Genomic DNA, 23,959 nt, shown 5'->3' on the forward strand with positions numbered 1-23,959 from the left:
CCCTCGTTCTGCCTACAAGCCTACAGCCGGTCGAGGTGAGCCGACGCCGCACCGCCCCGTCCCGGAACGCCGCGCGCGTCGGACTGCCGCTGCCCGCCGGCCGCCCTGGCATCGGGCCTGGCGTTCGGGCTGGCGCTGGTGTCCGTCGACCTCTTGGCCGTGCTGGAGCAGGACGGGCGCGGTTGCCGCTCGCCGTGGGGTCGATCGCGCTCGCGACCTCGACCTCGACGCCCTCGTGGTCGGCGGAGCCGCTCAGCAGGGCGCCCGCGACCTCGGCGGAGCTCAGCGGCGCGTTGCGCTGACACTTCGGCCTGACGATTCGATCGCGCAAAGCCTTGATTTGAAGGCGTTTCGGCGCGCTTTGCGTCCCATCCTATGGGGGGCAGCACATCGCGACACGTCGGCCAGCGGCGCGATCGGCACCTCCGCGCTTGTGCTCGCGGTGGTCGACCTCGGCGCCCACGATGCCCTGCGCGCGCTCGCTGGACGCCCACGGACGGGCCGGCTGGTCGAGGTCGACGTGCAAGCCGCTCGGCGCGCCTGCGGCCTCGTAGAGGGTGCCTCCGGCGGCTGCGCGGCGCTGGTCGAGGCCGCGATCCGCTCGGCGCTCGCCGTCACAGTGCTGGCCGCCCTCGCGGTTATGGCAGTCGAGATCGCGCTCGTCTCCTGGCGGTCGTCGTTGCCTCCCGCGAGCAGCCCGTCGCTGCTGACGACGTTCCGAACTCGGAGGTGACCCCCGTCACCTTGACGGCTCGCAACTGGTCTCCGCGACCAGTTGAGCAACGGCGGTTCGCCGCGATGGCCGTGAAGCTGGCCGTGCATGTTCGCGCCGGGGTGCGGCGCCCGTGAGCCGCGGCGTCGGGAGCGCGCAGCGGGCGATCGTCGTCGCGCTCTCAGAACAACCGGACGGGCTATCGCCGCGCCGCTCGCATCGACTGCATCCGCGGCATCTCCGCAGATCTCTTCGAGCGCTCGTCGCTCGTGGCGTCGTTGAAGAGTGCAAGAACACTGGTGAAACAATGGCTAGAATTGTGCTTCGAGAGAATCTTAACTTGCGAGTCGATGGAGAGCTCCGCACCGAGATCGAGGCGGTTGCGGAGCTGATGTCGCGGGATGGGTTGACCGTCAAGCGCTCCGCTGTAGCTCGCTCCGCCCTCGTGCGCGGGCTGCGTGCGATGCAGGACGAGCTCAGCCGCGCAGCCGCTACCGCTGAGGTCGCGTGATGGCGCTTCGATCTGGACATGGCCAAGGTCGAGGGCGCCCCCACATCGAGGTGCTTCCTCCGGACGAACTACCGGCGGCTACAGGCGCCAAATCGGTCCGTCCCGATCGGGGCTCGGATGGTCGATTCCTCCGCGGAAACACGGCGGCACGGGCGCGACGGCTCCGCGCCGGTCCGCTCGGCGGTGCCGGTGGGATCGACTCGACCTCCGACGTCTTCAAGCCCTTCGCGAGTTGGGGCAGGCGCTACGGCGCGCACCGTCGGCGTGAACTCGCCGCGGCGCACGGCGGGGAGATCTCCGCCGGCGTCGGCGCGCTGGTCGAGTCTGCGGCGCTCGCGCTCGCATCGGCGCGCTACCTCCAGAACCAAGGGGCCGCGATCGGCGATGCGGAGCTTCTGAAGCGCGCGTCCGCGCTCGCCGCTGAGGCGAGACAGAACGAGCTGGCCGCGTGGGAGCTCGCCGCACGCGAAGCAAAGGCGCGCAGTTCCAGCCGCCGCACGGCGCTCGATCGAGTTCGCGAGCGTGCTGCGGGTCGACTGAACGAGCACACCGAGAGCGACAGCGAGAAGTGAGCGATCACGGACGCCGCATCCTCGACCATCTCCGTGCCGTCGACGCTGAGCTTGTGGCGCAGGGCTTCCCCGCGATCTCTGCGTGGTGGTGGTCGACCCTCGAACGCTTCTATCTCTCCGGGCGGCGGACCCTCGTGCTGCGCGTCGGCCGCCGTGGTGGAAAGTCGTCCACGCTCTGCCGCGTCGCGGTGGTCGAGGCGCTCTTCGGTGACCACCGCATCCCGCCCGGCGATGTCGGGACGGTGCCGATCGTGTCGACGTCGCGGGACGAGGCAGCAGCACGCCTGCGGACCATCGAGGCGATCCTCCGCGCGCTCGGCGTCGACTATCGTAAGGCCGGCGAGGCGATCGAGTTGCAGCGCGACGACGGCGCGCCGGTCGCGTTCAAGGTGTTCGCGGCGTCGATCGCGGGGGTCTCGGGTTTCACCGCGATCGCGGCTATCTGCGATGAGGTCGCGAAGTGGCAGGACCGAGATACGGGAGCCAACCCCGCGAACGAGGTGCTCGCATCGCTGCGTCCGACGATGGCGACGCAGCCGAGGGCGAGGTTGTTCCTCTCGTCGTCGCCGCTGTCAACGCTCGATGCGCACTACGACGCGTTCGAGCAAGGCGAGACGCCAACACAGTGCGTGGCGTACGCGCCGACGTGGACCGCGAATCCGTCGATCTCGGAGCAGGACACGCGTGCGCTTGAGCCTGACGCGCGGGTGTGGGCGCGCGAGTACCGGGCGCTTCCCCAGGCTGCGATCTCGGCGGCGTTCGATCCGGATGCGGTCGATCGAGCCTTCCGCGACCCGGGCTGCTCGTACCACGCTGGCGAACGCGTCCTCGTGCTCGACCCGTCAAGCGGGCGCAACGACTCCTTCTCCTACGCCGTCGTCGGTTGGTCGTGGCCGCTGCTCCCTGTCACCGCGTACGCGATGACCGACATCACGGACGAATGGGGGCGCGTGATCGCGGGTAGCTGTGCCTACGAAGTCGACGCGCGCGGCAACCGGATCGTGCGAGACGACTACACCGGCCAGATCAACCCCTTCCTCCAGGTCGAAGAGATCGGCGGTATCGACGGCGCGTTCTGGCAGAACATGCGAGGCGATGACGTCGTGGATCGACTCTTCGGAGTCTGCGAGGAGCACGCCATTCGCCGCGTCGTGTCCGACCAGCGCGAAGCTCTCATGCTCGAAGCCGCGTTCGCGGCGCGCGGCTACAAGTTCACGGCGTACGACTGGACCAACAGCAACAAGACGGCCGCCGTCGGGCTGATCCGAGGGTGGCTTCGTGATGGCGTCATCACGATCGCACCTCACGAGACCATACGGAAACAGCTCCACGCGTTCTCGGAGAAGTTCACCGCGACGGGCGCGCTCACATACGGCGCCCGCACCGGACATGATGATTACGCCGCCCTTTTGCTCACCGCCGCGATCGCGGATTCCGATGGCGCACTGAGCATGTCCCCGCTCGCGACGCGCAAGCGGAGCGGGCGCAACTTCGTTACGTGGTCTGATCGCGGCCTTTGATGCCGCAGGAGATAAAATAGATGGCACTTCCCCATGGCATGACGCACCCGCGCCAGCGCGAGCATTTCTACCCGACGCCACCGCGCGAGCCGACCCAAGACTGGTCCGATGTGTACGATCGCTTCATCGAGATCCTTAACGCGCAGCCAGTGTCGCGGGACTATGGCAAGGCCTTCGGATACGTGCGAGATCATGGCTGCTTCGTTCGCCCGTCGGATGTCCCCGCCGAGCTTCGCGAACAGGCAAAGGCGTACGTGCGGCAGTACTGCAACCCAGTGATCTGGGACTGCTTTTACGACGACGCCGACGAGTCCTGGAGGTGATGTATGCTCACAACACGCACCTTTGACCTGCACCCGCTGGGCATCGACGCCGACGTGACGTGTGACGTCGTGGCGACGTCGAGCCCGACGATCGCGCGCGTGCCGCTCAACCAACACTTCGCTGCCCGCACGCGCGTTGACGAACTGATCTCCGAGGGCATCCGGCAGCTCGCGAGCGCTGAGCGCAACACCTGGGAGCAGCGGCAGGCGCGACAGAAGATGGAGGCATGCTTCATCGAAGCTCGGCGCATCATCTCGCTTGCGTTCTACGTCACGCCGTCGATGGTTGATCCGAGCTTCGCCGCATGGGTTCGGGCGGCGCACGCCGAGGTCGTTGCGATCGAATGGGCGCGCCCCGACGCTACGGGAGGCTTCTGGCCGAAGCCGAAGGAGCCACCGCGCACGGCGGTGCACCTCCGCGAGGTGCCGAAACGCTGGAGGGATTTTCAGCGGCTGATGGAGGATGAGGAGTTCGAGTCGGCTCGTCGGGTGACTGCCTCCACAACACCGGAGTACCCGCGCGGTTTCTACGTCCAGCCTTCCGACTGCTCCGAGTCCTTCATCGCGTGGGTCAAGGCGCATGTGGAGCCGCACGTCAGTGACGGGTTGCGCGCCGATCTCGACGAGAACGGGGCCCAGATCCGCGGCTTTTTCGACTGAGTAGGAGTAGCAGCACATGAGCGAGAACATCGAGAACAGCCCGATGGCGATGAGCGCCTTTCATGAACTCGTGGCGAACGGCCAGCCCGACGCCGCGGTGAAGTTCGCCCGAGACAACGGCTATCGCATCGAGCCGCACCTCGTCCCGGCGTCGCACCTCGATCAGCTGGAGAGGTTCAAAGCCGAGGGGAAGATGACCATCGCGACGATGTACGAGGCGATCCACGCGAGGGCGATCGAAGCCGAGCGCAGCGCACGCGTGCTCGCCACGGAGATCGCGAACGCCCGCACGCCGGCCATGGCGACGACGCCGATCGACACGCCGCACCTCGCGAGACTGGCTCAGCTGCGTGCTGCCGGCCAGCACGGTGCCGCGGATGTATACGCGGCGATCCACAGCGCGGCGATCGCGAAGGAGTGCGCCGGGCGCGACGAGCAAGCGGAGCGAGCCGAGCATGCTCGGCTCGTCGGCCACGCCTCCCCGCTCGCCGGACTCACGACCAGCGAGAAGATCGCCCGCATCATGTCGGGACAGCCGGGGATGTCCGACGACGACGCCGTTGCAGCGCTATCTCGGCTTGGAGCGGAGAGCGACGCGCGGAGGTACCAGCGGCGACCGTGAACGAAAGGCGCCTGTCACTTTGGCGCCTTTCGCGGACGACCTCGTTTGACCTCAGGCATTGTTGCGGGGCGGAGTAGAGTCGCCGGAGCGACTTCGAGGGCATTGGCGATCGCCAGGAGAGCTTCAATGCTCATCTTCTGCCGCCCGCTTTCTATCTGCTGAAGGTACCGCAGATCGAGACCCGCAGATTCCGCGAGTGCCTCTTGCGTCATGCTGAGTCGCTGCCGATTCCGCCGGATGTTCGCGGCGATGTAGAGAAGCAGCGTCTCGAGTTCCAGGGGTTCCACGCTGCCGGCGTAGCTGTGCGTTCCTTACGCAAAAACGTGTTGCTGTGCCGTATTTTCTTGACGGACAAAAATGCTGGAGCGTACGCTGGAGGCTGCAAAAAAAGTGCTCCCCGCGTCGGCGCCAACCGACCGGGGAGCGTGGCCGGAACCCCGTTGCGCGAGGTCCGACATGGGCAAGTTACGTCCGCAGCCCCAAAAGGGCCAAGAAATCGGGCTGTCCGTCGACAGCCCCACCCATCAACCCGATCGCTTCCTTCACCGCCGAGCACGGCGGTCCAGTACCGAAACCAGCCGCGGCGCGGGTGCCGAGCATGAGGACCCCGCGAGGCGGCATCCTGCGGCCCATCCGAGCATGGAGGCGATCCTTGCGGAGCGGTCCGTGATCGTCGCCGTGCTCATCGCGAGCGGCGTGCCGCAGCGCGACCGCCCGGACGTGGAGCAGCAGGTGCTCATGGGGGCGTGGAACTCCGTGCGTCGGGGCATGTACCGGCCGGACCCCACAGAGGACGCCCGCAAGGCGCTCCGGAAGTGGCTCTACGGCGTGTCGTGGCGCAAGACGGGGCACTACATCAACAGCGCGTGGGTGCGCCGTGCGGTGCTTCATGCGCAGCCTCTCGGCAGGCTCCGCGAACCCGTCGGCCCGAGCCTGGAAGCGCAGGTTGCCGCGCGCGAGACGCTGCTGGCCGTCGAGAGCCTGAAGCCCTGGCAGCGCGACATCCTGCTCGCGGTCGACGATCCCCGCTCGCTCGTCGCGTTCGCCAAGGCCAACGGCATGCGCCCGGGGACCGCGGCGAGCCGTCTCCGCCTCGCCCGCGAGGCGCTGGCCCTCGAACTCCGGAGGCGCCGATGAACGACCGAGCCAAGCGGAGGCGCGCCCGCAGGAAGCTACCGAAGCCGCCCACGCCGATCTTGACAGACGTCGTGCTCACCGAGGCGGACTTGAGCGCCGTCGCAGAGGCCGCGCTGGCGCTCCTCCCGTTCCCCGTCCGGCCATGGAACCGCGAGAAGCTCTGGACGGCCGTGCTTGACGCCCAGATGAACGCCAAGACGCACGCCGAACGCGTGCTCGTCGCAGAGGCACGCGGCGCCGTGCAGGTGCTCGACGCCATCGAGCGGTTCTTCGTGCGTCGCGAGCGGGACGAGACGCGATGAAGCGGCGGCAATATCCAACCGATATGAGCTTCCATATTTACAGGGAGTAGACAACATGGCACGTCAACGAACTGGCACGGTCTTTCGACATGGAGATCATTGGGACGTCCGGGTTACGCTGGATGATGGGAGTCGTCCCGTCTACCACCTTCCGGCTGGCTGCTCGGAGGCGATGGCGAGGGAGAAGGCGAAGTATTGGAGCGAGAACGCGAAAGGGCTGGAGCTGAGACCAAAGCACGGCGGCAACGCGTCGGCGGTCAGCCCTGGCGAGACTGTCTCCGAGTACTTCGGGCGCTGGAACGCCGCTCGCGACAAGCGCGGGCTCGTGACGATCAACAAAGACGCGTCCGCCTTCAAGACGCACATCGAGCCGACCATCGGCAAGAAGCCGATCGCCGATGTCAAGCGCACAGAGATCGAAGCGGTAGTAGAGACGCTGGACGCCAAGGTCTCCGCAGGCTCGCATTCCTGGCAGACCATGCAGCGCGTGTGGATCATTATGAGCAAGATGTTCAAGGACTCGCACCGCTCCAAGATCGCTGCGCTGCGCGTGCGTGATGACAACCCCTGCGCTGATGTGGTCGGTCCGGACCGCGGCGTCGAGCGGGCGAAGAGCTATCTCTACCCCTCCGAGTTCCTGGCCCTCATGAATAGCGATCGAGTGCCGCTCCACTGGCGCCGGATCATCGCGCTGGCCGTCTACCTCTACCTCCGCGCCGGGGAGCTCGAAGCACTGCGGTGGAGCGACGTCGACCTCGACCACGGCGTAATCAACGTGAACCGCGGCATCGATCGGCTGCGCGCGAAGGAGAAGTCGACCAAGGGCAGGCTCGCCCGGAGGTTCGCTATCGAGGCGAACCTGATGCCGCTGCTGCGCGCGATGAAGGGCAAGGCCGACCCGGACGCGCGGGTGATCCGGATAGTATGCGGTCAGTCCTTGGCTGCGAGGCTGCGCCGCTTCCTGGCGTTTGCGGGCGTCACCCGGCCCGAGCTCTTCGCGGATGACGCGACACGGAAGCCCATCACGTTCCACGACCTCCGCGCGACAGGCGTGACGTGGATGGCCATCCGCGGCGATGACCCGCTCAAGATCATGGGCCGGGCAGGCCACGCGGCCTTCGTCACGACGCAGCGCTACGTCCGGGAGGCCGAGCAACTCGCCGGCCGGTTCGAGCCGGTGTTCCCTCCGCTACCCGCCACCTTGCTGGGCGACGACGGCCACGACGATTCGTCAGGCAATCGTCAGGACGACGCAGAAACCCCGGAAAATGAAGCGAATGCGTCTCCTTTCCAGGATGATGACGGTCACGGTGGTCGCCCTCGCGGCGGTCGCAGGCGGCTACGGGCTCCTGAGCTCGCGCGGGTCGGACCCGAAGACGCTGGTCGGCCGCGTCTGGATCGAGCGACTTCCGAGGAACGACACGGATCAGGTCGAGCTCATCGCGCTGCTCGCCGACGAGCCGATCGGCATCTTCCGGCGTGCGTCCCAGTACGAGGGCTCGTTTGCCCTGTTCCGCTACGAGCTCCGCGGCAACGACAAGGTGCAGCTGCTCTTCCCGCAGGACAAATCGAAGCACGAGGCCGCCTTCGATGCGCGGCCGTGCGACGTGAAGGGCTTCGACTACTGCCTCGATCTGAGCGGTGCTCCGCGGGGCGCGGCGAAGTACTACAGCCGGAAGGAATGGGAGATCGAGGGGAGCGACCCGCCCGCGCTGGAGAGCGCGCTGCGGGCGCTCGGCGAGGAGCTGCTCGCGTCTCCGCCGGAGCCGTGACGGGGCAGGGGACGAGACGCCAGCAAGGACCTTCGCCGGCCACGCCCCGCACGGGGGTGACGAACAGCGAAGCGATGAGAGAACGTCAGGGGCGAATGCGTCGCGCGCGCGTCCGTCCGCCCCGCTGGCACGGCCGCATGCCGCCGCCGCTGCCAGCGGGGCCTCCGCGGCGGTCGCCGGAGACGTGCTCGATCCCGAGCAGGTCTACCTTGCCGGGACGCTGCACGAGGGGATCTGCGGGCAGGACGCGGTGGTGCACTGGGGCTCGCCGGGATCGGCCGCGGTGGGGGTCGACTGCGATGTCAACGAGCGAAGCGCCCAGAGCCTCCCCGCCGGCGGACGGCTGCTCCACATCAACGTCCTCGAGGACCTGCTCCGCGAGTTCCGCTGCGACGGCTGCCCGTAGGATGGCGACGCCTACCCGGCAGCGCCGCTCGAGGACGATGCCGTCCTGTTTCACGGGGCCGTGATCGGGGGGCCGTCAGCCGCCGTCCGCCGCGCGGCGGGTCGCTTCAGCGTGGTTCGTGCCGACGCGCCCTGCGGGCGAGCGACGCGCTCGAGCGGATACGGCGCGGCCTCGCGCTCGGTCATCGTGAAATACCCGGATCCTTCAGCCTCGTACGCGATGGACTCACCCTGTCCCTCGACGGTGTCCGTGAGCGCTACGGGCGACGCCTCGAAGGCCGCTCCCACCGGCGCTCGGTGCTCGTAGACCGCCCGGTGGGCGCGCAGCAGGAGCCGGCTGGCGCACGGGTGATTCGCGGGGTCGGCGCCGCTGAACGCCACGATGCTCCCGGCGGGCACGAGGGCGGCGAGAAGCACGCGCGTCGCGCGTCGAGGCGTGATACGCAAGCTTCATGTTCCGAGACGTCGAGCTCCAGTGTCGTTGCGGAAAGCTCCACGGATGGCTGCGCGATGCGGCGCCGAGCGCGGTGAACCGCGTCGTCTGCTACTGCGACGACTGTCAGGCATTCCTGCACCATCTCGGCTGCGCGGATCTGCTCGACGACCACGGCGGCTCGGACATCGTGCAGGTTGCTCCTTCGACCGTCTCGTTCGACCGCGGCAGCGAGCTCGTCGCCGCCGTACGTCTCACGCCGAAGGGCACCTATCGCTGGTACGCGAGCTGTTGCAAGACGCCGCTCGGCGACACGTGGACGCCGCGACTGCCGTTCGTCGGCCTCGCCACCGAGCTGTTCCAGCAATCGCCGAGCGCAGTCCCGTGCGACGAGGTCTTCGGCGCGCCGCGCGGCTGGCTCTTCGGCAAGTTCGCGATCGGCGAGCCGCCGCCTGGTTCGGTGAAGCCGAACGTGCGTCTCATCGCGCGCACGATCCGGAAGGTGCTCGGCTGGAAGGTCCGCGGCAAGACGTGGCCACATCCGTTCTTCGACCGCGCGAGCGGCAATCCAGCGTGGCCGGTCACTGTACTGTCCACGGCCGAGCGCGACGCGCTACGCCCGCTGTGCGGCCCGCGTCCCGCGCGCGCATGACGGCCGGCTCGAACGAAGGAGACGGCGGCGATAGGGCGCGAGCGCGGCGCCGCGCTCCTGCGTGGCCCATGCCTCGAGGCGATCTCGCCCTGCCGCGGGTCGTGGATCGACGCGTCGCGCCCCACACCGAGGAGAGATCGATGGGAAAGATGACGACCCACGATGAGGTGAAGGTGCGCCTGCCGCGCGACGCCGCGTGCTGCTCGCCGGGCGCGGCCGGGCGGCCGCGGGAGCAGGCGAGTCGCCTGCTCGTGGGCGCCGGTGCCGGGCGGATGGCCCTGCCGGCGCTCACGCCTGCTTGAGCAGCTGGATATCGAGGGTGATCGAGATCTCGTCGCCCACGAGGACGCCGCCTGTCTCGAGGACGGCGTTGAAGCTCATCCCGAAGTCGCTGCGGCGGATCTTGGTCGTGGCGGTCGCGCCCAGCTTGCGGTTGCCGTACGGATCGCGGTGCTCGCCCGAGAGCTCGCTGACCGCGAGCGTCACCTCGCGCGAGACGCCGCGGATCGTCAGGTCACCCACGATATCGAGCCCGTCGCCGCGACGGCGGACGCTCCTTCCGGCGAACGTGATCGTCGGGTACGTCTCGACGTCGAGGAAGTCGGCGCTCCGGAGGTGCGCGTCGCGCTTCTCCTCGCGGGTGTGGATCGACGCCGCGTCGATCGTGGCGGAGATCTTCGACGCCTCGGGGAGCCGCGGATCGTAGAGGACCTCGCCGGCGACGCCCTCGAATTCGCCGCGCACATTCGAGATCATCATGTGGCGTACGGAGAACGAGACGCTGGAGTGCGCCGCGTCGATCGTCCAGCGGGCAGCCTGGGAGGGGGTCGCGGTCGGGGTGGTGGTGCTGGTCGTGGTGTTCATGGCGGGTTGTCCTTCGTCGAAGAGGTCCGGGCTCGCCGCACCCGGGTCATCCGGGGCGAGCTGGCCGTGGGTCACAGGAGAGAAGATGCATCGTTGCTCGTGAACGCACTAGACAGGCGTTCGAGAACGGTCTGTTCTCCAGGGACGAACAATGGACCTCAACCGCATCGCCGTCTTCGTCCGCGTCGTCGATGAGCGGGGCTTCACCGCGGCGGCCAGGGTCCTGGGGCTGCCGAAATCCTCGGTCAGCCGCTCGGTCGCGCTCCTCGAGCAGGCGCTCGGAGCGCGGCTCCTGCACCGCTCGACGCGCAGCGTGAGGCTCACCGAGGCCGGCGCGGCGTTCTACGAGCGGGCGTCGCGCGACGTCGCGAGCCTCGAGGAAGCCGCCGCGATGGTGGCCGATCTCGAGGCCGTGGTGCGCGGCACCATCCGCATCACCGCGCCCGTCGACCTCGGCGTCGCGATGCTCGAGCCGGCGGTCGCCCGGTTCGTGCGGCGCCACCCGGCCGTCCGCATCGACGTCGTCCTCACCGGGCGCGTCGTGGATCTCGTGGAGGAGGGCTTCGATCTGGCGCTGCGGGCCGGGCCGCTCCGCGACGGCTCGGTCATCGCGCGGAAGATCGGGCAGGTGGAAGATGCCCTGTACGCCTCGCCTCGGTACCTCGAGCGCGCCGGGGTCCCCGGCAGCCTCGGCGACCTGGCAGCGCACCGGTGCGTCATCTTTCGCGCGACGCGCGGCCGCGCCGCGTGGACGCTCCAGGGGCCCGCGGGGGACGAGACGGTGGAGGTCGATGGGCCGCTCGCCGTCGACGAGCTCAGCTTCGCGCGGCGCGCGGTGCTGGCGGGCGTCGGCGTCGGCCTCCTCCCGGCCGTCCTGTGCGCCCGCGAGGTCGCGCGAGGCCGCCTCGTGCGCGTGCTGCCGTCGCACGTGGCCTCGGGGGCGCCCTTGCACCTCGTGTACCCCTCCGCGCGGTACCTGCCCCATCGCATCGCGGCGTTCCGTGACTTCCTCGTCGAAGCGCTCACGCCGCGACTCCAGCGCTCGTTGATCGCAGCCACGCCGCCCGGGTGCGTGTCCGCCATATAAGATATAGTGTCCGTTATGGTGGACGACGCCGCCGCTCCGTGCTACTGGACGCCCCACGGACGGAACAGCGATGAACTACCGACAGCTGGGTGACAGCGAGCTCCGGGTCTCGGAGCTCTGCCTTGGGACGATGACGTTCGGCGAGCAGAACACGCTCGACGACGCGAAAGCGCAGCTCGACCACGCGTTCGACGCGGGCATCAACTTCGTCGATGCGGCCGAGATGTACCCCGTGCCGACCCGCGCCGAGACGCAGGGGCGCACGGAGAGCTACGTGGGCGAGTGGCTGAGCCAGAAGCCACGCGACAAGGTGGTCCTCGCCACAAAGATCGCGGGGCCGGGCCGCCCTATCCCGTGGGTCCGCAACGGGTCTCTCGCGGTCAACCGCGCGAACGTGCGGCGCGCGGTCGAGGACAGCCTGCGGCGCCTCAGGACCGATTACATCGATCTCTACCAGATCCACTGGCCGGATCGGTATGTGCCGCAGTTCGGCGCGACCGCCTACGATCCGGCGAGCGAGCGCTCGAGCACCCCGATCCCCGAGCAGCTCGCGGCGTTCGCGGAGGTGATCCGCGACGGCAAGGTCCGATATCTCGGGCTCAGCAACGAGACCGCCTGGGGAGTGACGCAGTTCAGCCGCATCGCGGAGCACCTGGGGTTCCCGAGGCCGGTGGCGATCCAGAACGCCTACAGCCTCGTCAACCGCACGTTCGACTCGGCGCTCGCGGAGGCCTCGCGCCGCGAGAACGTGTCGCTGCTCGCGTACAGCCCGCTCGCCTTCGGCCTGCTCACGGGCAAGTACCTCGGCGGACCGCCGCCGGGCTCGCGCCTCGCCCGGTTCGAGACCTTCGGCCAGCGCTACCGGAAGCCCAACGTGGAGGAGGCGGTGCAGGCCTACGTGAAGCTGGCCCGCGCGCACGGCCTCACCCCGGCGTCGCTCGCGCTCGCCTTCGTGCGCAGCCGCTGGTTCGTGGCGAGCACCATCCTCGGGGCGACCACGCTCGATCAGCTCGACGAGAACGTGAAGAGCGCGGGCGTGGTGCTCAGCAAGGAGGTGCTCGCCGAGATCGACCAGATCCACGCCCGCTATCCGAGCCCGGCGCCGTGAGCGCGCGGGGATAGCAGTCCTCACGGCGAGCCAGGAATCTCGCGCTGGTGCGGCGTGACGGGACGGAGCCGACAGCGCGGAACACCGCGATCCGCCCCTCGCTGCGCGCTGTAAAAAGCTGAATCCTTGCAGTTGGTTACTGCTCATTCGCGGCGCCCGTGCATACTCGCGGTCGGCGCGGCGAGGGAGAACATCCCTGCTCGCGGCATCGGAGCGCTCGTGGGCGAGCGATCCTGCGGCTCCGGAGGGGCTGCGCCGGCACGGAGGGAGGAAGCTGCAGATGACGACCAAGCTACCCAGGCGAAGCCTGCTCGAAGGCCTGCTGGCGCTCGGCGCCGTGGGCTGCGCGGCCCCGGAGGCGGTAAAGGCCGCGGGCGATCGGCCGCGGGCGCCGGCCGACGCATGGCAGCGCGTCCGGGACGAGATCGAGGTGTCGCCGGCGTGGATCCACATGGCGAGCTTCCTGCTCGCCTCGCACCCGCGGCCCGTGCGCGAGGCGATCGAGGCGCTGCGGAGGGAGCTCGACGAGAACCCGGTGGACGCGCTCCACGAGCACGAGGATCCGGCGCCGGTGCGGGAGGCCGCCGCGGCGTACATGGGCGCCCGCGCCGAGGAGATCGCGCTGACGGACAGCACAACGATGGGGCTCGCCTCGCTGTACCTCGGCCTGCCGCTCGGGGCCGGGGACGAGGTGCTCACGACGGTGCACGATCACTATTCCACGCACGAGTCGCTCCGGTTCGCGGCGGAGCGGACGGGCGCGGCGGTGCGGAAGATCGCGCTCTACGAGAGCAGCGGCGCGGCGACGGCGACGGCGATGGCGGGCGCGATCGAGCGGGCGATCACGCCGGCTACGCGGGTCGTGGCGATCACGTGGGTGCACTCGAGCACAGGGGTGAAGACGCCGGTGCGCGCCGTCGCGGAGGTCGTCGCCAGGGCAAATCAGGGGCGGGCGCCGGGGGATCGCGTCGTCTGCTGCGTGGACGGCGTGCACGGCTTCGGGGTCGACGACGTCACGATGGCCGACCTCGGCTGCGATTTCTTCGCGGCCGGCTGTCATAAATGGATCCTGGGGCCGCGGGGCACGGGCGTGCTCTGGGGCAGGGCCGAGCTCTGGCCGATGCTCCGCCCGAGCATCCCGCACTTCGGCCGTGACGGATACGGCGCCTGGCTGCGGGGGCAGCCGGCGCCGCCGACGACCGCCAACATGATGTCTCCCGGAGGGTTCCACTCCTTCGAGCACCGCTGGGCGCTGCCCGCGGCGTTCGCGTTCCACCGGCGCATCGGCAAGGGCAAGGTCGCGGACCGCATCCACGCGCTGAACCGGCAGTGCAAGGAGGGGCTCAAGGGCATGCGCCACGTCACGCTGCACACGCCGCTCGACGACGCGATCTCCGCGGGGCTCGTCTGCTTCGAGGTGGCGGGGATGACGCCGGCGGCCGTCGTGGGGAAGCTCCGCGAGCGGAAGATCATCGCGTCGACGTCGCCGTACGGGATCTCCTATGCCCGCGTCGCGCCGAGCCTGCTCAACTCCGAGGCGGACGTCGAGGCGGTGGTGCGCGAGATCCGGGCGCTCGCGTGATGTGCCGGCTCCGCCCAGCGGCTCACGGCGCGGACGCGTACCACGAGGCCGCCTGAGCGTCGATGTCGCTCGGGGGGGCGGCCGAGGGCCCCGGGGGAGCGGCCTGCCGGGCGCGGACGCAGGAGCTCGCAGGTGAGGGTGGAAGCTCGTGTTGATCCGTGAGAGAGCACGCACATGAGACACATCATCGCGCGCTCGATGGGGCTCCTCCTGGTCACCGTGCTCTTCTGTGCTGCGTGCGGGGCGTCGTCGCACGATCCCCCCGGCTCGAAGACGCCTCCGGTGCAGGATCCGGCCACGCCGCCCGCGGCCACCCCGACGGACGAGACGATCGTCGCGGGCAGCGACCCGTGCCAGAGCGACGCGGACTGTGTGCCCGTCTGCGGGTGCCACCCGGCCGCCTGCGTCGCGAAGGCCACGGCGCCCGCGTGCGAGGAAGGGCTGATGTGCACGCAAGAGTGCCGGCCAGGGACGATGGATTGCGGCGGCGGCTGCCTCTGCAAGGACGGCCGGTGCGCGGCTCGCCTCGTCAACGCGCCGGCGCGCTGAGACGCGGCTCGGCTGCCCCTCTGGCTGTCTTCAGGGCCTGATGGCAAGCAGCGCCGGCGTCTGGCCGGGGGCCGCCGCGGCCATCTCGTCGATCAGCGTGCGTGGCTCGCCGGGCCCAGCGGCGCCCGTCTTGCGGACGGTCTCGAGCCTGCTGAGCGTCCACAGGAACGTGGCGAGCATCGGCTGGGGCAAGCGGCTCAGCCACGCCATCGGCTCCGGGGTGATGGTGTTTCCGAGCTGACGCACCAGGCGAAATCCTTCAACCATGGCGCGCGCCAGGTTCATCGATTCGGTCCACGACACGCCTGCCCTCCGCGTATGGGACGTGACGATGGCGACCATCGAAGGCACGACGAGAGCCGCGTGCGTCCGCAGCCAGCTTTCCATGTCGGAATGCACGACGCTGGGAATGCCTGCGTCGGTGAAGACCTTCGCCCAGGCTGCATCCGTGACCGTGGTGACCATGCCCCGGGAGACGATCTTCGACGTCAGCTTGCCGTCATCGAGGGTCGCCAGGATCGCGGGGAAGCCAAAGGCGAAGCGCGCCGAGCCGACCGCACCCTGGAGCCGGCCGAGCGACTCGAAGGTGTTGAACATGAACATCACCGTCCTCGCCGCGCTGGCGGCCAGCGCGGGCAGCACCGCGTCCACCTGCGACGCGAGCACCGTCACGAGCACGAGGTCCCACGCCGCCGTCGTGTCGAGCGCGGCGCTCACGTTCACCTCGGCACGCTGGCCCGAGGCGTTCACGATGGCCTGGTCTCGCTGCAGGTGATCGAGCCGCTTTCCACGAGCGACAACCGTCACCTCGTGCCCCGCTCGCGCGAGCTGAAACGCAAACGTGCTTCCGATCCCGCCAGGTCCAACGATGGCGATCTTCATGCAGCGGACGGTAACACCCGTCGATCGACCCGGCAACACGCGCTGGCTGCGTGCGGAGGCGCCAGGTCGAGCTGCGCGGGGGGTCGGGCTACCGCTCTCAGAAGAGCTCGCGCTCGACTCCCGCCGCGTCGAAGATGTAGTCCCTGGACGCCTCGAGGGCGGCGCGGAGATGGTGCATGTGCACGTCGACCAGGTGCCCTCGCCATTTCCGGATCCGTCCCGCGACGATGACGGTGTCCACGTTGCTGCGGTCCATCAACGTCACGACGGCCCCCGGCACATTGTTGAGCGGGGCCACATTGATGGCATCCGCCCGCAGCAGGATGATGTCTGCCTCCTTGCCCGGCGTCAGCGTGCCGATCTTGTGAGAGAGCTGGGCCACCCGGGCCCCCTCGATCGTGGCGAAGCGGATCACGTCGCGGCACGTGAGGAGCTCGGGCAGACCCGTCTCTCCGGCCAGCGCGCGCTCGTTGACGAGCGCCCGCTGAAGCGTGAAGACGGTCCGCATCTGGGTGAAGAAGTCCGCGGTCATCGTGCACTCGACATCGGTGCTGAGCGAGGGCTGGATGCCGAGATCGAGCGCGGCCTGGATCGGAGGCATGCCGTGCCGCATGGTCATCTCGATCGGGGCCGCGACCGAGACGTTCACTCCTGCATCGGCGATCGCCTGCCAGGAGCCGGCCGAGATGCCGCTGGCGTGGATGAACTCGAGATCGGGCCCGAGCAGGCCCTCGCTGTCGAGCTGCTCGATGAGCGTCTGCTGGCCGAGGCCGCCGACGAGGTGAGTCACGATAGGCAGGCCATTCTGCCGCCCGATCGCCCAGTAATCACGGAACGCGGGGTCGAACAGCTCCCCGCCCATGGCCAGGGTCAGGAGCTGGTCGCTCGAGGAGAAGTAGTCGCTTTGCAGCCGCGCAAGGTCGTTCGGAAAGATGTTGCCGGGGCCCGCACCCGGTGAGTACACGAACAGCGCGCGACGGCCCGATTCCTGCAGCGCCTCGATGACCGCATCGGTGTGCTCCGGAGTATGACCCACCTGCGACGTGTCGACGACCGTGGTCACCCCGGCGTCCAGCTGGCTGAGCGAAGAGGCGAGGACGGCGATGAAGGCGTCCGCCGGCCTGAAGACCGGCGTGATGGTGGAGTGGATATAGTCGAGGTAGTTCTTCTCGCCGTGCGGCAGCCCGTCGTCGGCGAGCAGGCCGTCCGACAGGAAGCTCCGCAGCGCGGTCTGGTACTGGTGGTGATGGGTGTCGACGAACCCCGGCATCACGATCATCCCCCTTGCGTCGATGATCGTCGCGCCTGGGGCGTGCAGGTTCGGCCCGACCGCGATGATCTTCGAGCCCTGGACGAGCACGTCGCCGCGGGCGAAGTCCCCCACGTTCGGATCCATGCTGAGAACGGCGCCCCCTTTCAGGAGGTAGCGCCGGTGCCCGGTGCCGGTGTGCCGCGGCAGGTCGTCGTGCTCCGCCGGCCCCCGCGCTGACGCGGGAGCCGAAAAGGTCGCCGCGGCGCCGAGGGCTGAAGCCCCCACCGCGAGAAACTGGCGACGAGAGGCGCCCGGCTTCGCCGGCTCCTGGTCGTGGATCGAGTTATTTCCGCAGAGCTTCTGACACATCTTGCGTTCCTCCTGCTGAGTTCACGAGTGCCATGGCGTGTCGCAACGCCGCGAGACACGACGCCGTGCTCGGTTCGGATCAGCAAAGGATAACCCGGGACGGAACCCAGCGTCGAGCCTCGCGGTATGCAGCGGAGCTCCAGGCCCGTACGGCGGACGTGTCTTCGGTATCGTGGATTGCTCTTTTTTGAGAGTCATGGGGATCCACGAGCCCGGCGCGACCTCGCCGGAGGGGGAGGCCACATTTCGTATGTGGGTCACCACGCGACATCGAGGTCTGCGCGTCAGGGGCAGCGGAGCGCGGTGTGCTCGCGGTTGGCGTCGAGCTCGTAGGTGTCGGTGCGTTCGAGTCTGACCACGACTTGCCTCTCGGCGGGCTGCCCGTACAGCAGCAGCCCGCCGAGAGGGGGCGTCACTTGTCGGCGGGATCCGTGCACACGCTCCCGGCGCTGCACTCATCCAGCGCGGCGATCGCGTCGAAGATACCCTCCGAGCAGGCGACCGCCTTTGCGCGCTCTTCGCAGACGTCGTAGCGGCTATCGTTGATCTGTCCCGAGCCGCACTCGGTCGCGGGCCAGAGCTCGCCAGCGCGATCCTCGAAATCGCGCTGGCAGTCCTCTTCCGTCGCGTAGGTCTGGTCGTCGGTGCCGTAACCGGGGCAGCCCGCCTCGGTGTCGGCGTACCGGTCGCACGCCGCCTCGGCGATCTGTGTTATGCGCGCCTCGCGCGACGCCTCGCCGGGCAGCACGTCGTTCACGGCGTCCGCAGCGTCGTCACAGCCGGCGGCCCCAACCAGGAAGATTGTCGTGGCCAAAGAAGCCCAGAGACACTTTTGCATCGTTGTTTCCTCTCTCGCAGCTCGCCAGAATTTCGGATGGCGGCCTCACGCGTAGCCCGATTCGCAGCAATGCGCCGCGGGCCCGCTATCGAGCACGACGCTCAAGCACCGTCCATGCCAGGTCGCACTGCGCCGCTTCCACGGACGCTCGGAGGCGCTCTGCGCTGAGGATCGCACGTGTCCTCTCCGGCGCGCGGCGATGCGCCGGGCGCGCGGTTGTGGCAGATTGCGACGCTGCGTGCGCGCTTGTACCAGGAGAGGTGCAGAACGTCTCGCCGGCCCGTCGCGGCGGCCGCCTCGCCGCCTCCGTGGCGCTGCGCTCGTCGAGGACTGCCGTCCTCGCCGTCGCGGACGGTGTTCTTCCTTGCGAACAATCCGTCCCGCCGCGCACAGTGGGGGCATGATCGACCCGCTCTTCGACGACCTGCCTGGCCTGCTGTGCTTTGCCCGTGTCGTGGAGCGCCGCTCCTTCACCGCGGCCGCGGCCGGGCTCGGGGTGTCGAAGTCGATGGTGAGCACCCGGGTCGCGCGCCTGGAGGAGCGCCTCGGCGAGCGGCTGCTCGTGCGCACCACGCGCAAGCTCACCGTCACGGACGCCGGCATGAACCTCTACGCCCGCTGCGCGCGCGTGCTCGAGGAGGCCGCGGCGGCGGTGCGGGGCGCGTCCGACGCCGACCGGGGCCGCATCCGGCTCAACGCGCCGGTCAGCTTCGCGCAGATGTACCTGGCGGAGCCGCTCTCTCGGTTCCTGCGGGCCAGCCCGGGCGCGCACGTCGAGCTCGTGCTGAACGACCGGCTTGTCGACCTCGTGGAGGAGCGCGTGGATCTGGCCATCCGGATCACGAAGCTCAAGGACTCGAGCCTTGTCGCGCGCCAGCTCGCCACGACGGCGCTGCTCGTGGTCGGCGCGCCGGGCTACCTCGAGCGGCGGGGGCGGCCCGAGCAGCCGGGGGATCTCCTGCGCCACGACTGCCTGCGTTACCTCCACCTGCGCGTCGAGGACGAGTGGCGCTTCCACGGCGCCTCGGGGCGCGTCTCCGTCCCCGTCTCCGGCCCGCTCACGGCCAGCAACGGCACGGCGCTCCGCGAGGCGGCCGTGGCCGGGATCGGCCTCGCGGTGCTCCCGCGCTTCATGGTCGACGAGGACCTCCGGGCGGGGCGCCTGGTCACGTTGCTCGACGCGTTCGCGCCCCGGCCCATGGGCATCTACGCGGTGCACGCGGCCGGCCGGCGCCCGCCCGCGCGGGTGCGGCGGCTCATCGAGCACCTCGCGGCCGCGTTTCGCGGGACCTCGTGGGCGTAGCGACGCATCGTTCTCCCTGAAGAACAGTTCGTTCCCGGGCGCGCTCTACCGTCGCGCGGCGCCGGGGCTTACTCCTCGGGTCATGGAGGCATCACCCATGAGCCGTCTCGACAAGATCCTCTCCGTTCCCCGCTCGGCCGAGCTGGCCGCGCTGATGTTGCGCGTCGGGCTGGGCGCCGTGTTCCTGGCGCACGCGCTCGCCAAGCCGCTCGTGTACACGCTGCCGGGCACCGTGGCGTTCTTCGCGGCGAGCGGCTTCCCGGGCTGGACGGCGTACCCGGTGTTCCTCGCCGAGCTGCTCGGCGGGGCGGCGCTCCTGGCCGGGCTCAGGACGCGCCTTGTCGCGCTGGCGCTCCTGCCCGTGATGGCCGGGGCGCTGCTCGTGCACCTCCCCAACGGCTGGATGTTCGCCGGCCAGGGGGGCGGCTGGGAGTATGTCGCCTTCCTGATGATCGCGCTCGGCGCGCAGGCGCTCCTCGGCGACGGAGCGCTCGCCGCGGGCCGGCTGCAGCGCCGCTGACATGCAGTGGCGGCGGCGTACGGAGCCCTCCGCGCGTGACATCGCGCAGCTCGGCGCTGTGACCCTCACCTGCGTAGCCCCAGCGGGTCCGAAGCTGCCGGTCTCCTATGAGAGGAGGCGAAGGAGCGAGGATCGGAGGTCTGACCGCTCCGCTCAGGCGAGCCGCGCTGCGCGGGCGGCGCCGGCCCCGACGCGGATGATCTTGCCCCTCGTGAGGCGCAGGAGCCGGACGACACGAAGGAGCAAGCGATGGCGAGGAGAGCGGCGTGGGCCCCGCAGGCTGTGGCTGGCGCGCCGTGGTTGCGCAGAGGGCGAGGCCGGCGCGCGGTGGCTCTTCAGGGGGCGAGCTTCGCCAGGAACATGTCGAATCCATCCGCGCTCGTCAGCGGCCAGCCGCCGCAGTCCAGCGTGCCCGTGAACGAGCCGCCGACGAACACCCTGCCTCCAGGAGCGACCGCGAGCTCGGGTCGGGACGTCCTGGCCCAGCTTCGACTCCACACGTGATCGCCCGAGGAATCGAGCTTCAGGACGAGGGCGCCGACCGGCAGCGGCCCTCCGCCGAGATCGATCGTCAACCGCGACGACAGGCTGAGTCCGGTCGGATCGGTCGCCACGACCACGTTGCCCTCCGCGTCCGTCCCGATGCTCCTGCCGGGCCACGCGCCGGCGGGATCTCCCAGCTCCTCGGGCGTGCCCCAGTAGAACCGGCTCCAGAGCACCGCGCCGCCCGGGGCCACCTTGAACACGCTCAGCGCCCTGCCGCTCGCGCCGCCGCCGCCGTCCCAGCCCGTGGCGACGATGTTGTCGGCGTCGTCGATGGCGAGGGCGCCGAGGCTCGAGTTGTACCCGCTGTCGAACGGCAGCATCTGGCTCCAGATGTGGAACCCTCCGGGGTCGAGCTTTGCGAGGAACGCGTTCCGGGAGCCATGCGAATAGAGGTCCTCGCCTCCGAGGTAGATGCGCGGGCTGAAGTCGCCGGCGAGGACCACGTTGCCCGCGCTGTCGGCGGCGAGCGCGCGCGCCTCCTGGTTGCCTTCCGCTCCGAAGCGCCAGCTCGAGAGGGTGGTGCCGTCGGCGTCGAGCCGCGCCACGAAGATGTCGGAGCCGAACGCCGGCATCGGCCCGAGCCCCAGATCCGCGAGGTCCGTGTAGGTGCCGGCCACCAGGACATGGCTCGTGCCGTCCACCGCGAGCGCGGTCGCGACCGCGCCCAGGCTGCGGCTCCAGACATGGCCGCCTGTGGCGTCGAGCTTGACCAGCGCTGCAGACGCGGTCTCGACCGGCCCACCGCCGAGATCGACCGGCTGACTCCCCACCACGTGGATCACCACATCACCCTGGCCGTCCACTGCCGCGAGCGTCGCCCCTTCGTCGGCAGCGCCGCCGAAGCGCCGGCCCCAGAGGGGGACGCCCCCCGCGTTGATCTTCACGGCGAAGACGTCCGCGCCGCCCGCGCTGGTCAACACGAGGCCGTCGAGCACCAGGCTCCCCGAAAAGCGCCCCACCACCAGGAGGTTTCCCTGGGGATCGATGGCGACGTCCTCCGCGAGCTGATCGAGCGCGCCCCCGAACCGCCGGCTCCAGATGTGCTCGCCCGGGCTCGCTGTGAGCGCCTTGGCCGACGTGCCGGCAGGTTCCTGCTCTTCCAATGCGTGCGATGGGTCCGGCGCGTCCATTGCGCACCCCGCCAGCCCAAGGGTGCACAGTACGGACACGAGGCATCGTGATCGGCTCTCCAGCATCGAAATTCCCTCCTTGAAGCGGCCGCGCCGCGGGGCGTCGTCGTGTCGAAATGACAGGTATTGACGTGCTGCACAAAGCACGTTGCAAAGCACGTTGCAAAGGCCCGTGCCCGCCGGGCCACGTCGCGCCCGTCGAGCTGCACGGTCCAGAGCTCGTAGCTTCCCGCCATAGATGCGGCAGGGTTTGCCAAAATTCACCGTCCGGTGAGGATTGCCACGACGGCGTAGCTGGAGGCTGGGAGCCGCGTCGTCCGGGCGGGAGCGAGGCGGGGCGCCCATGATCTCCGAGGGCAAGGTCCAGGAGGTGCTCGCGACGTACGCGATGCCCTCGGAGCAGCAGGGGCCTGCGCGAGCCGCGCGGCGGCTCGCGCCGTGTCAGGGCAAGTTGGCGTCCATCCAGGCGAGTCGGGCCATCATGAAGTCGCGCATGACTTGCAGCTGCCCCTCCCACGTCGGCGCGGTGGGGCCGCCGAGGAAGCCCTCGCTCGACTCGATGATGTCCGACACCGGCCACCTGGCGAGGTCGCGGGCCGCGGCCTGCGCGAGCGGCGCGCTCAGCTCGTTCATGCGCTGCTCGATCGCGGCCTCGGACAGGAGCGTCTGGCGAAGCGCCGTGTAGCGCGTCCTCACCTGCGCCATGAAGGCCGGATCTGCGGTGAGCTTCTGATACCAGTTGTTGACGTTCCTCTGGCCGCTGAAGCGCCAGCCGGTCTCGCCGTTCGATGCCGGCGTCGGGCTTTGGGCGCCCACGCCGCCGAGCGCGAAGTTGTAGTCCCAGAGCGGGCCGGCCTTGAGCTTCTGATCGCGATCCTTGTGGTAATAGCAGCTCCGCACGTACGCATCCACGTTGAACGTCAGCTCGCTGATGATCAGGTAATCGATGAACGACGGCACGTCGATGTACGCCGAGTAATCGCCGATCGGCGTCTGATGGACGGTGTCGTGGAACTGCTGGATGTACTGCGTCAGCCAGCTCGCTTGCTCGTCGTTCAGGGGATCGGGATCCACGACCTCGAGATCGATCCAGCACGTGCCGCTTTCGTCGGGGCGCGGGCCTCCGCCCGGGCCCCCGAAGCCTCCGAACGACGGGAGGGGGTCCGCGCCGGTGCAGGTGAGCTTCGGCTCCTCGGCGGCCGCCTGGTCGAACTTGAAGATGTAACCGCCGCTGATATCGGGCAGCGCCCGGTCCGTCTCCTCGAGGCTCTTGAGGTCGGTGCGGACCTTGTTGTTCTTGATGGTCTCCGAGATCCAGTAGATGCCCTGGTAATCCGCCTCGCCGATGGAGCGCGCGTCGTAGTTCAGATAGACCTCGGCGAACTCGTTGCGCGGCGCCTCGAGGCCCATGTCGCGGCCGAGGGTGAAGGTGAACGGATTACGGATCAACGTGCGGTCGTAGTAGGGCGGGATCAGCGCCCAGTCCGAGTCGGCGGGCATGCCCAGCACCGGGTAGTCGAGGTCCTTGTCGTCGTTGTCCCACAGCTCGAGCTTGTAGGGTGTTTGCGGGAAGTTCCGCGACGACTGGCCGCGCACGTGATACCCCCCGCGCATCGCCATCGTGGGCAGCGAGGCGATCGAGGCCACCCCGTTGACCGGCTCCCAGATCATCACCGCCGCATCGAAGTAGATCTCCTTGTCGGTCGGCTTGCCCTCGCCGTAACCGTCAATGATCATGATGGGGAGGTCGGAGGTCGCGTCGACGGTGCGCGCGATGTAGATGCCGGTGCTCACCGCGCCGCTCGCGGCGCCCCCCACGAACACCTGCGCGCGGACCTGCGTCGTGGTGGTGAGGGTCACGGGCTCGCCCGTGTACAACGTGGAGGCCGCGGTCGGTCGCTGCCCGTCCACCGTATAGCGGATCTCCGCCCCCGCGACCGTGGTGGACATCTCCACCTGGATCTGATCCCTGAACGTCTGGCTAGGCGTGGAGAACGCGACATCCCCGTTCAGGGACGGGATCTCCGCCGTGGTGCCGTCGCCATTCGGTCCGCCGGCATCGGGCGGCGCCTGGCCACAGGCAACGCACAGAGCGATAAGGCCGAGCGAGATGGAGTGGCGAAGCCGGGCGAAGCGCGGACGTATAGTCTTAGGATAATTTTTCACTACAGCCTCATTCAGAGTTCAAGATTCCGTCATTCTATCGACACACAGGGCTGCCGCGCTACCGGTTTCTCGCGCGGCGCGGAAGGCGGGCCTCCTCGACGCACGTAGAGGTTATCGGTACGGCGTCGCTTTCCCAGGAGGG

Annotated in this window: 27 protein-coding genes and 1 pseudogene; 19 read left to right on the top strand and 9 right to left on the bottom strand. The window is 69.2% G+C overall.

The features are described from left to right. The first annotated feature begins 235 nt into the window (after nucleotides 1–235). The 6 genes from WMF17_RS04600 (at nucleotide 236) to WMF17_RS04625 (ending at nucleotide 4,920) form a co-directional block, all read left to right on the top strand. Nucleotides 236–733 carry a hypothetical protein gene (locus WMF17_RS04600; RefSeq protein WP_437648324.1) on the top strand — a complete coding sequence of 166 codons (498 nt, stop codon included), beginning with the start codon at nucleotides 236–238 and terminating at the stop codon, nucleotides 731–733. A gap of 489 nt (nucleotides 734–1,222) precedes the next feature. After that, on the top strand, nucleotides 1,223–1,795 hold the full coding sequence (locus WMF17_RS04605) for a hypothetical protein (RefSeq protein WP_437648326.1): 573 nt from the start codon (nucleotides 1,223–1,225) through the stop codon (nucleotides 1,793–1,795). Nucleotides 1,796–1,929: 134 nt separating this feature from the next. Further along, nucleotides 1,930–3,315, top strand: a complete 1,386-nt coding sequence (locus WMF17_RS04610; RefSeq protein ID WP_437648327.1) for a hypothetical protein — start codon at nucleotides 1,930–1,932, stop codon at nucleotides 3,313–3,315. A 20-nt stretch (nucleotides 3,316–3,335) separates the two neighbouring features. Further along, nucleotides 3,336–3,638: a hypothetical protein gene (locus WMF17_RS04615; RefSeq protein WP_437648329.1), complete on the top strand. Its 303-nt coding sequence runs from the start codon at nucleotides 3,336–3,338 to the stop codon at nucleotides 3,636–3,638. Between the two features lie 3 nt (nucleotides 3,639–3,641). Then, nucleotides 3,642–4,298, top strand: a complete 657-nt coding sequence (locus tag WMF17_RS04620; RefSeq protein ID WP_437648331.1) for a hypothetical protein — start codon at nucleotides 3,642–3,644, stop codon at nucleotides 4,296–4,298. A 16-nt stretch (nucleotides 4,299–4,314) separates the two neighbouring features. After that, entirely contained in the window at nucleotides 4,315–4,920 is a 606-nt protein-coding gene (locus WMF17_RS04625; RefSeq protein WP_437648332.1) for a hypothetical protein, read from the top strand. A 14-nt stretch (nucleotides 4,921–4,934) separates the two neighbouring features. Here the strand turns inward: WMF17_RS04625 and WMF17_RS04630 are convergent, their stop codons facing one another. Next, entirely contained in the window at nucleotides 4,935–5,207 is a 273-nt protein-coding gene (locus tag WMF17_RS04630; protein WP_437643758.1) for a helix-turn-helix domain-containing protein, read from the bottom strand. A 169-nt stretch (nucleotides 5,208–5,376) separates the two neighbouring features. Between WMF17_RS04630 and WMF17_RS04635 the strand changes: the two genes are divergently transcribed. From WMF17_RS04635 to WMF17_RS04655, 5 genes and pseudogenes are all read left to right on the top strand, one after another. Further along, complete coding sequence (locus tag WMF17_RS04635) at nucleotides 5,377–6,057, top strand: sigma-70 family RNA polymerase sigma factor (protein ID WP_437648334.1); 681 nt, start codon at nucleotides 5,377–5,379, stop codon at nucleotides 6,055–6,057. Continuing rightward, nucleotides 6,054–6,359: a hypothetical protein gene (locus tag WMF17_RS04640; RefSeq protein ID WP_437648336.1), complete on the top strand. Its 306-nt coding sequence runs from the start codon at nucleotides 6,054–6,056 to the stop codon at nucleotides 6,357–6,359. The genes WMF17_RS04635 and WMF17_RS04640 overlap by 4 nt, the downstream gene beginning before the upstream one ends. A gap of 646 nt (nucleotides 6,360–7,005) precedes the next feature. Then, nucleotides 7,006–7,452: pseudogene (locus WMF17_RS04645) on the top strand (tyrosine-type recombinase/integrase); the annotation flags it as partial. A gap of 184 nt (nucleotides 7,453–7,636) precedes the next feature. Continuing rightward, a complete protein-coding gene (locus tag WMF17_RS04650; RefSeq protein WP_437648338.1) occupies nucleotides 7,637–8,131 on the top strand; it encodes a hypothetical protein in 495 nt (164 codons plus the stop codon). A 184-nt stretch (nucleotides 8,132–8,315) separates the two neighbouring features. Beyond that, a complete protein-coding gene (locus tag WMF17_RS04655; RefSeq protein ID WP_437648339.1) occupies nucleotides 8,316–8,537 on the top strand; it encodes a hypothetical protein in 222 nt (73 codons plus the stop codon). Between the two features lie 50 nt (nucleotides 8,538–8,587). Here WMF17_RS04655 and WMF17_RS04660 read toward each other — a convergent pair whose 3' ends face one another. After that, nucleotides 8,588–8,953 (bottom strand): hypothetical protein, encoded by a 366-nt coding sequence (locus WMF17_RS04660; protein ID WP_437648341.1) that lies wholly within the window; start codon nucleotides 8,951–8,953, stop codon nucleotides 8,588–8,590. Nucleotides 8,954–8,988: 35 nt separating this feature from the next. On the opposite strand from WMF17_RS04660, the gene WMF17_RS04665 reads away from it, so the two are divergent. Continuing rightward, nucleotides 8,989–9,621 (top strand): DUF6151 family protein, encoded by a 633-nt coding sequence (locus WMF17_RS04665; protein WP_437648343.1) that lies wholly within the window; start codon nucleotides 8,989–8,991, stop codon nucleotides 9,619–9,621. A gap of 140 nt (nucleotides 9,622–9,761) precedes the next feature. Then, nucleotides 9,762–9,923 (top strand): hypothetical protein, encoded by a 162-nt coding sequence (locus WMF17_RS04670; protein WP_437600735.1) that lies wholly within the window; start codon nucleotides 9,762–9,764, stop codon nucleotides 9,921–9,923. Here WMF17_RS04670 and WMF17_RS04675 read toward each other — a convergent pair. Beyond that, nucleotides 9,910–10,485: a YceI family protein gene (locus WMF17_RS04675; protein WP_437648345.1), complete on the bottom strand. Its 576-nt coding sequence runs from the start codon at nucleotides 10,483–10,485 to the stop codon at nucleotides 9,910–9,912. The two genes, WMF17_RS04670 and WMF17_RS04675, sit on opposite strands and share 14 nt — an antisense overlap. A gap of 151 nt (nucleotides 10,486–10,636) precedes the next feature. On the opposite strand from WMF17_RS04675, the gene WMF17_RS04680 reads away from it, so the two are divergent. The 4 genes from WMF17_RS04680 to WMF17_RS04695 all read left to right on the top strand — a co-directional run bounded on the left by WMF17_RS04680 (nucleotide 10,637) and on the right by WMF17_RS04695 (nucleotide 14,811). Next, nucleotides 10,637–11,572 (top strand): LysR family transcriptional regulator, encoded by a 936-nt coding sequence (locus tag WMF17_RS04680; RefSeq protein WP_437648347.1) that lies wholly within the window; start codon nucleotides 10,637–10,639, stop codon nucleotides 11,570–11,572. Between the two features lie 70 nt (nucleotides 11,573–11,642). Then, nucleotides 11,643–12,680 (top strand): aldo/keto reductase, encoded by a 1,038-nt coding sequence (locus WMF17_RS04685; RefSeq protein ID WP_437648349.1) that lies wholly within the window; start codon nucleotides 11,643–11,645, stop codon nucleotides 12,678–12,680. A gap of 280 nt (nucleotides 12,681–12,960) precedes the next feature. Beyond that, nucleotides 12,961–14,262 carry an aminotransferase class V-fold PLP-dependent enzyme gene (locus tag WMF17_RS04690; protein ID WP_437648351.1) on the top strand — a complete coding sequence of 434 codons (1,302 nt, stop codon included), beginning with the start codon at nucleotides 12,961–12,963 and terminating at the stop codon, nucleotides 14,260–14,262. Between the two features lie 174 nt (nucleotides 14,263–14,436). Next, nucleotides 14,437–14,811, top strand: a complete 375-nt coding sequence (locus WMF17_RS04695; RefSeq protein ID WP_437648353.1) for a hypothetical protein — start codon at nucleotides 14,437–14,439, stop codon at nucleotides 14,809–14,811. 30 nt (nucleotides 14,812–14,841) lie between these two features. Here the strand turns inward: WMF17_RS04695 and WMF17_RS04700 are convergent, their stop codons facing one another. The 4 genes from WMF17_RS04700 to WMF17_RS04715 all read right to left on the bottom strand — a co-directional run bounded on the left by WMF17_RS04700 (nucleotide 14,842) and on the right by WMF17_RS04715 (nucleotide 18,152). Continuing rightward, a complete protein-coding gene (locus tag WMF17_RS04700) occupies nucleotides 14,842–15,693 on the bottom strand; it encodes a ketopantoate reductase family protein (protein WP_437648355.1) in 852 nt (283 codons plus the stop codon). A gap of 97 nt (nucleotides 15,694–15,790) precedes the next feature. Continuing rightward, on the bottom strand, nucleotides 15,791–17,314 hold the full coding sequence (locus WMF17_RS04705; protein WP_437648357.1) for an amidohydrolase family protein: 1,524 nt from the start codon (nucleotides 17,312–17,314) through the stop codon (nucleotides 15,791–15,793). A 284-nt stretch (nucleotides 17,315–17,598) separates the two neighbouring features. Continuing rightward, nucleotides 17,599–17,730, bottom strand: coding sequence for a hypothetical protein (locus WMF17_RS04710; protein ID WP_437600743.1), 132 nt, complete (start codon nucleotides 17,728–17,730; stop codon nucleotides 17,599–17,601). Beyond that, nucleotides 17,727–18,152 carry a DUF6184 family natural product biosynthesis lipoprotein gene (locus WMF17_RS04715; protein WP_437648359.1) on the bottom strand — a complete coding sequence of 142 codons (426 nt, stop codon included), beginning with the start codon at nucleotides 18,150–18,152 and terminating at the stop codon, nucleotides 17,727–17,729. The genes WMF17_RS04710 and WMF17_RS04715 overlap by 4 nt, the downstream gene beginning before the upstream one ends. Before the next feature lie 400 nt (nucleotides 18,153–18,552). On the opposite strand from WMF17_RS04715, the gene WMF17_RS04720 reads away from it, so the two are divergent. Both WMF17_RS04720 and WMF17_RS04725 read left to right on the top strand, forming a co-directional pair. Beyond that, nucleotides 18,553–19,455 carry a LysR family transcriptional regulator gene (locus tag WMF17_RS04720; protein ID WP_437648361.1) on the top strand — a complete coding sequence of 301 codons (903 nt, stop codon included), beginning with the start codon at nucleotides 18,553–18,555 and terminating at the stop codon, nucleotides 19,453–19,455. Nucleotides 19,456–19,552: 97 nt separating this feature from the next. Next, nucleotides 19,553–19,975 (top strand): DoxX family protein, encoded by a 423-nt coding sequence (locus tag WMF17_RS04725; protein ID WP_437648363.1) that lies wholly within the window; start codon nucleotides 19,553–19,555, stop codon nucleotides 19,973–19,975. Nucleotides 19,976–20,310: 335 nt separating this feature from the next. Here the strand turns inward: WMF17_RS04725 and WMF17_RS04730 are convergent, their stop codons facing one another. Together WMF17_RS04730 and WMF17_RS04735 are read right to left on the bottom strand one after the other, a co-directional pair. Continuing rightward, nucleotides 20,311–21,624, bottom strand: a complete 1,314-nt coding sequence (locus WMF17_RS04730) for a hypothetical protein (protein ID WP_437648365.1) — start codon at nucleotides 21,622–21,624, stop codon at nucleotides 20,311–20,313. 468 nt (nucleotides 21,625–22,092) lie between these two features. Next, entirely contained in the window at nucleotides 22,093–23,817 is a 1,725-nt protein-coding gene (locus WMF17_RS04735) for a CotH kinase family protein (protein ID WP_437648367.1), read from the bottom strand. Between the last annotated feature and the right edge of the window lie 142 nt (nucleotides 23,818–23,959).

This window comes from Sorangium sp. So ce362 (assembly GCF_051519845.1).
GTDB lineage: Bacteria > Myxococcota_A > Polyangia > Polyangiales > Polyangiaceae > Sorangium.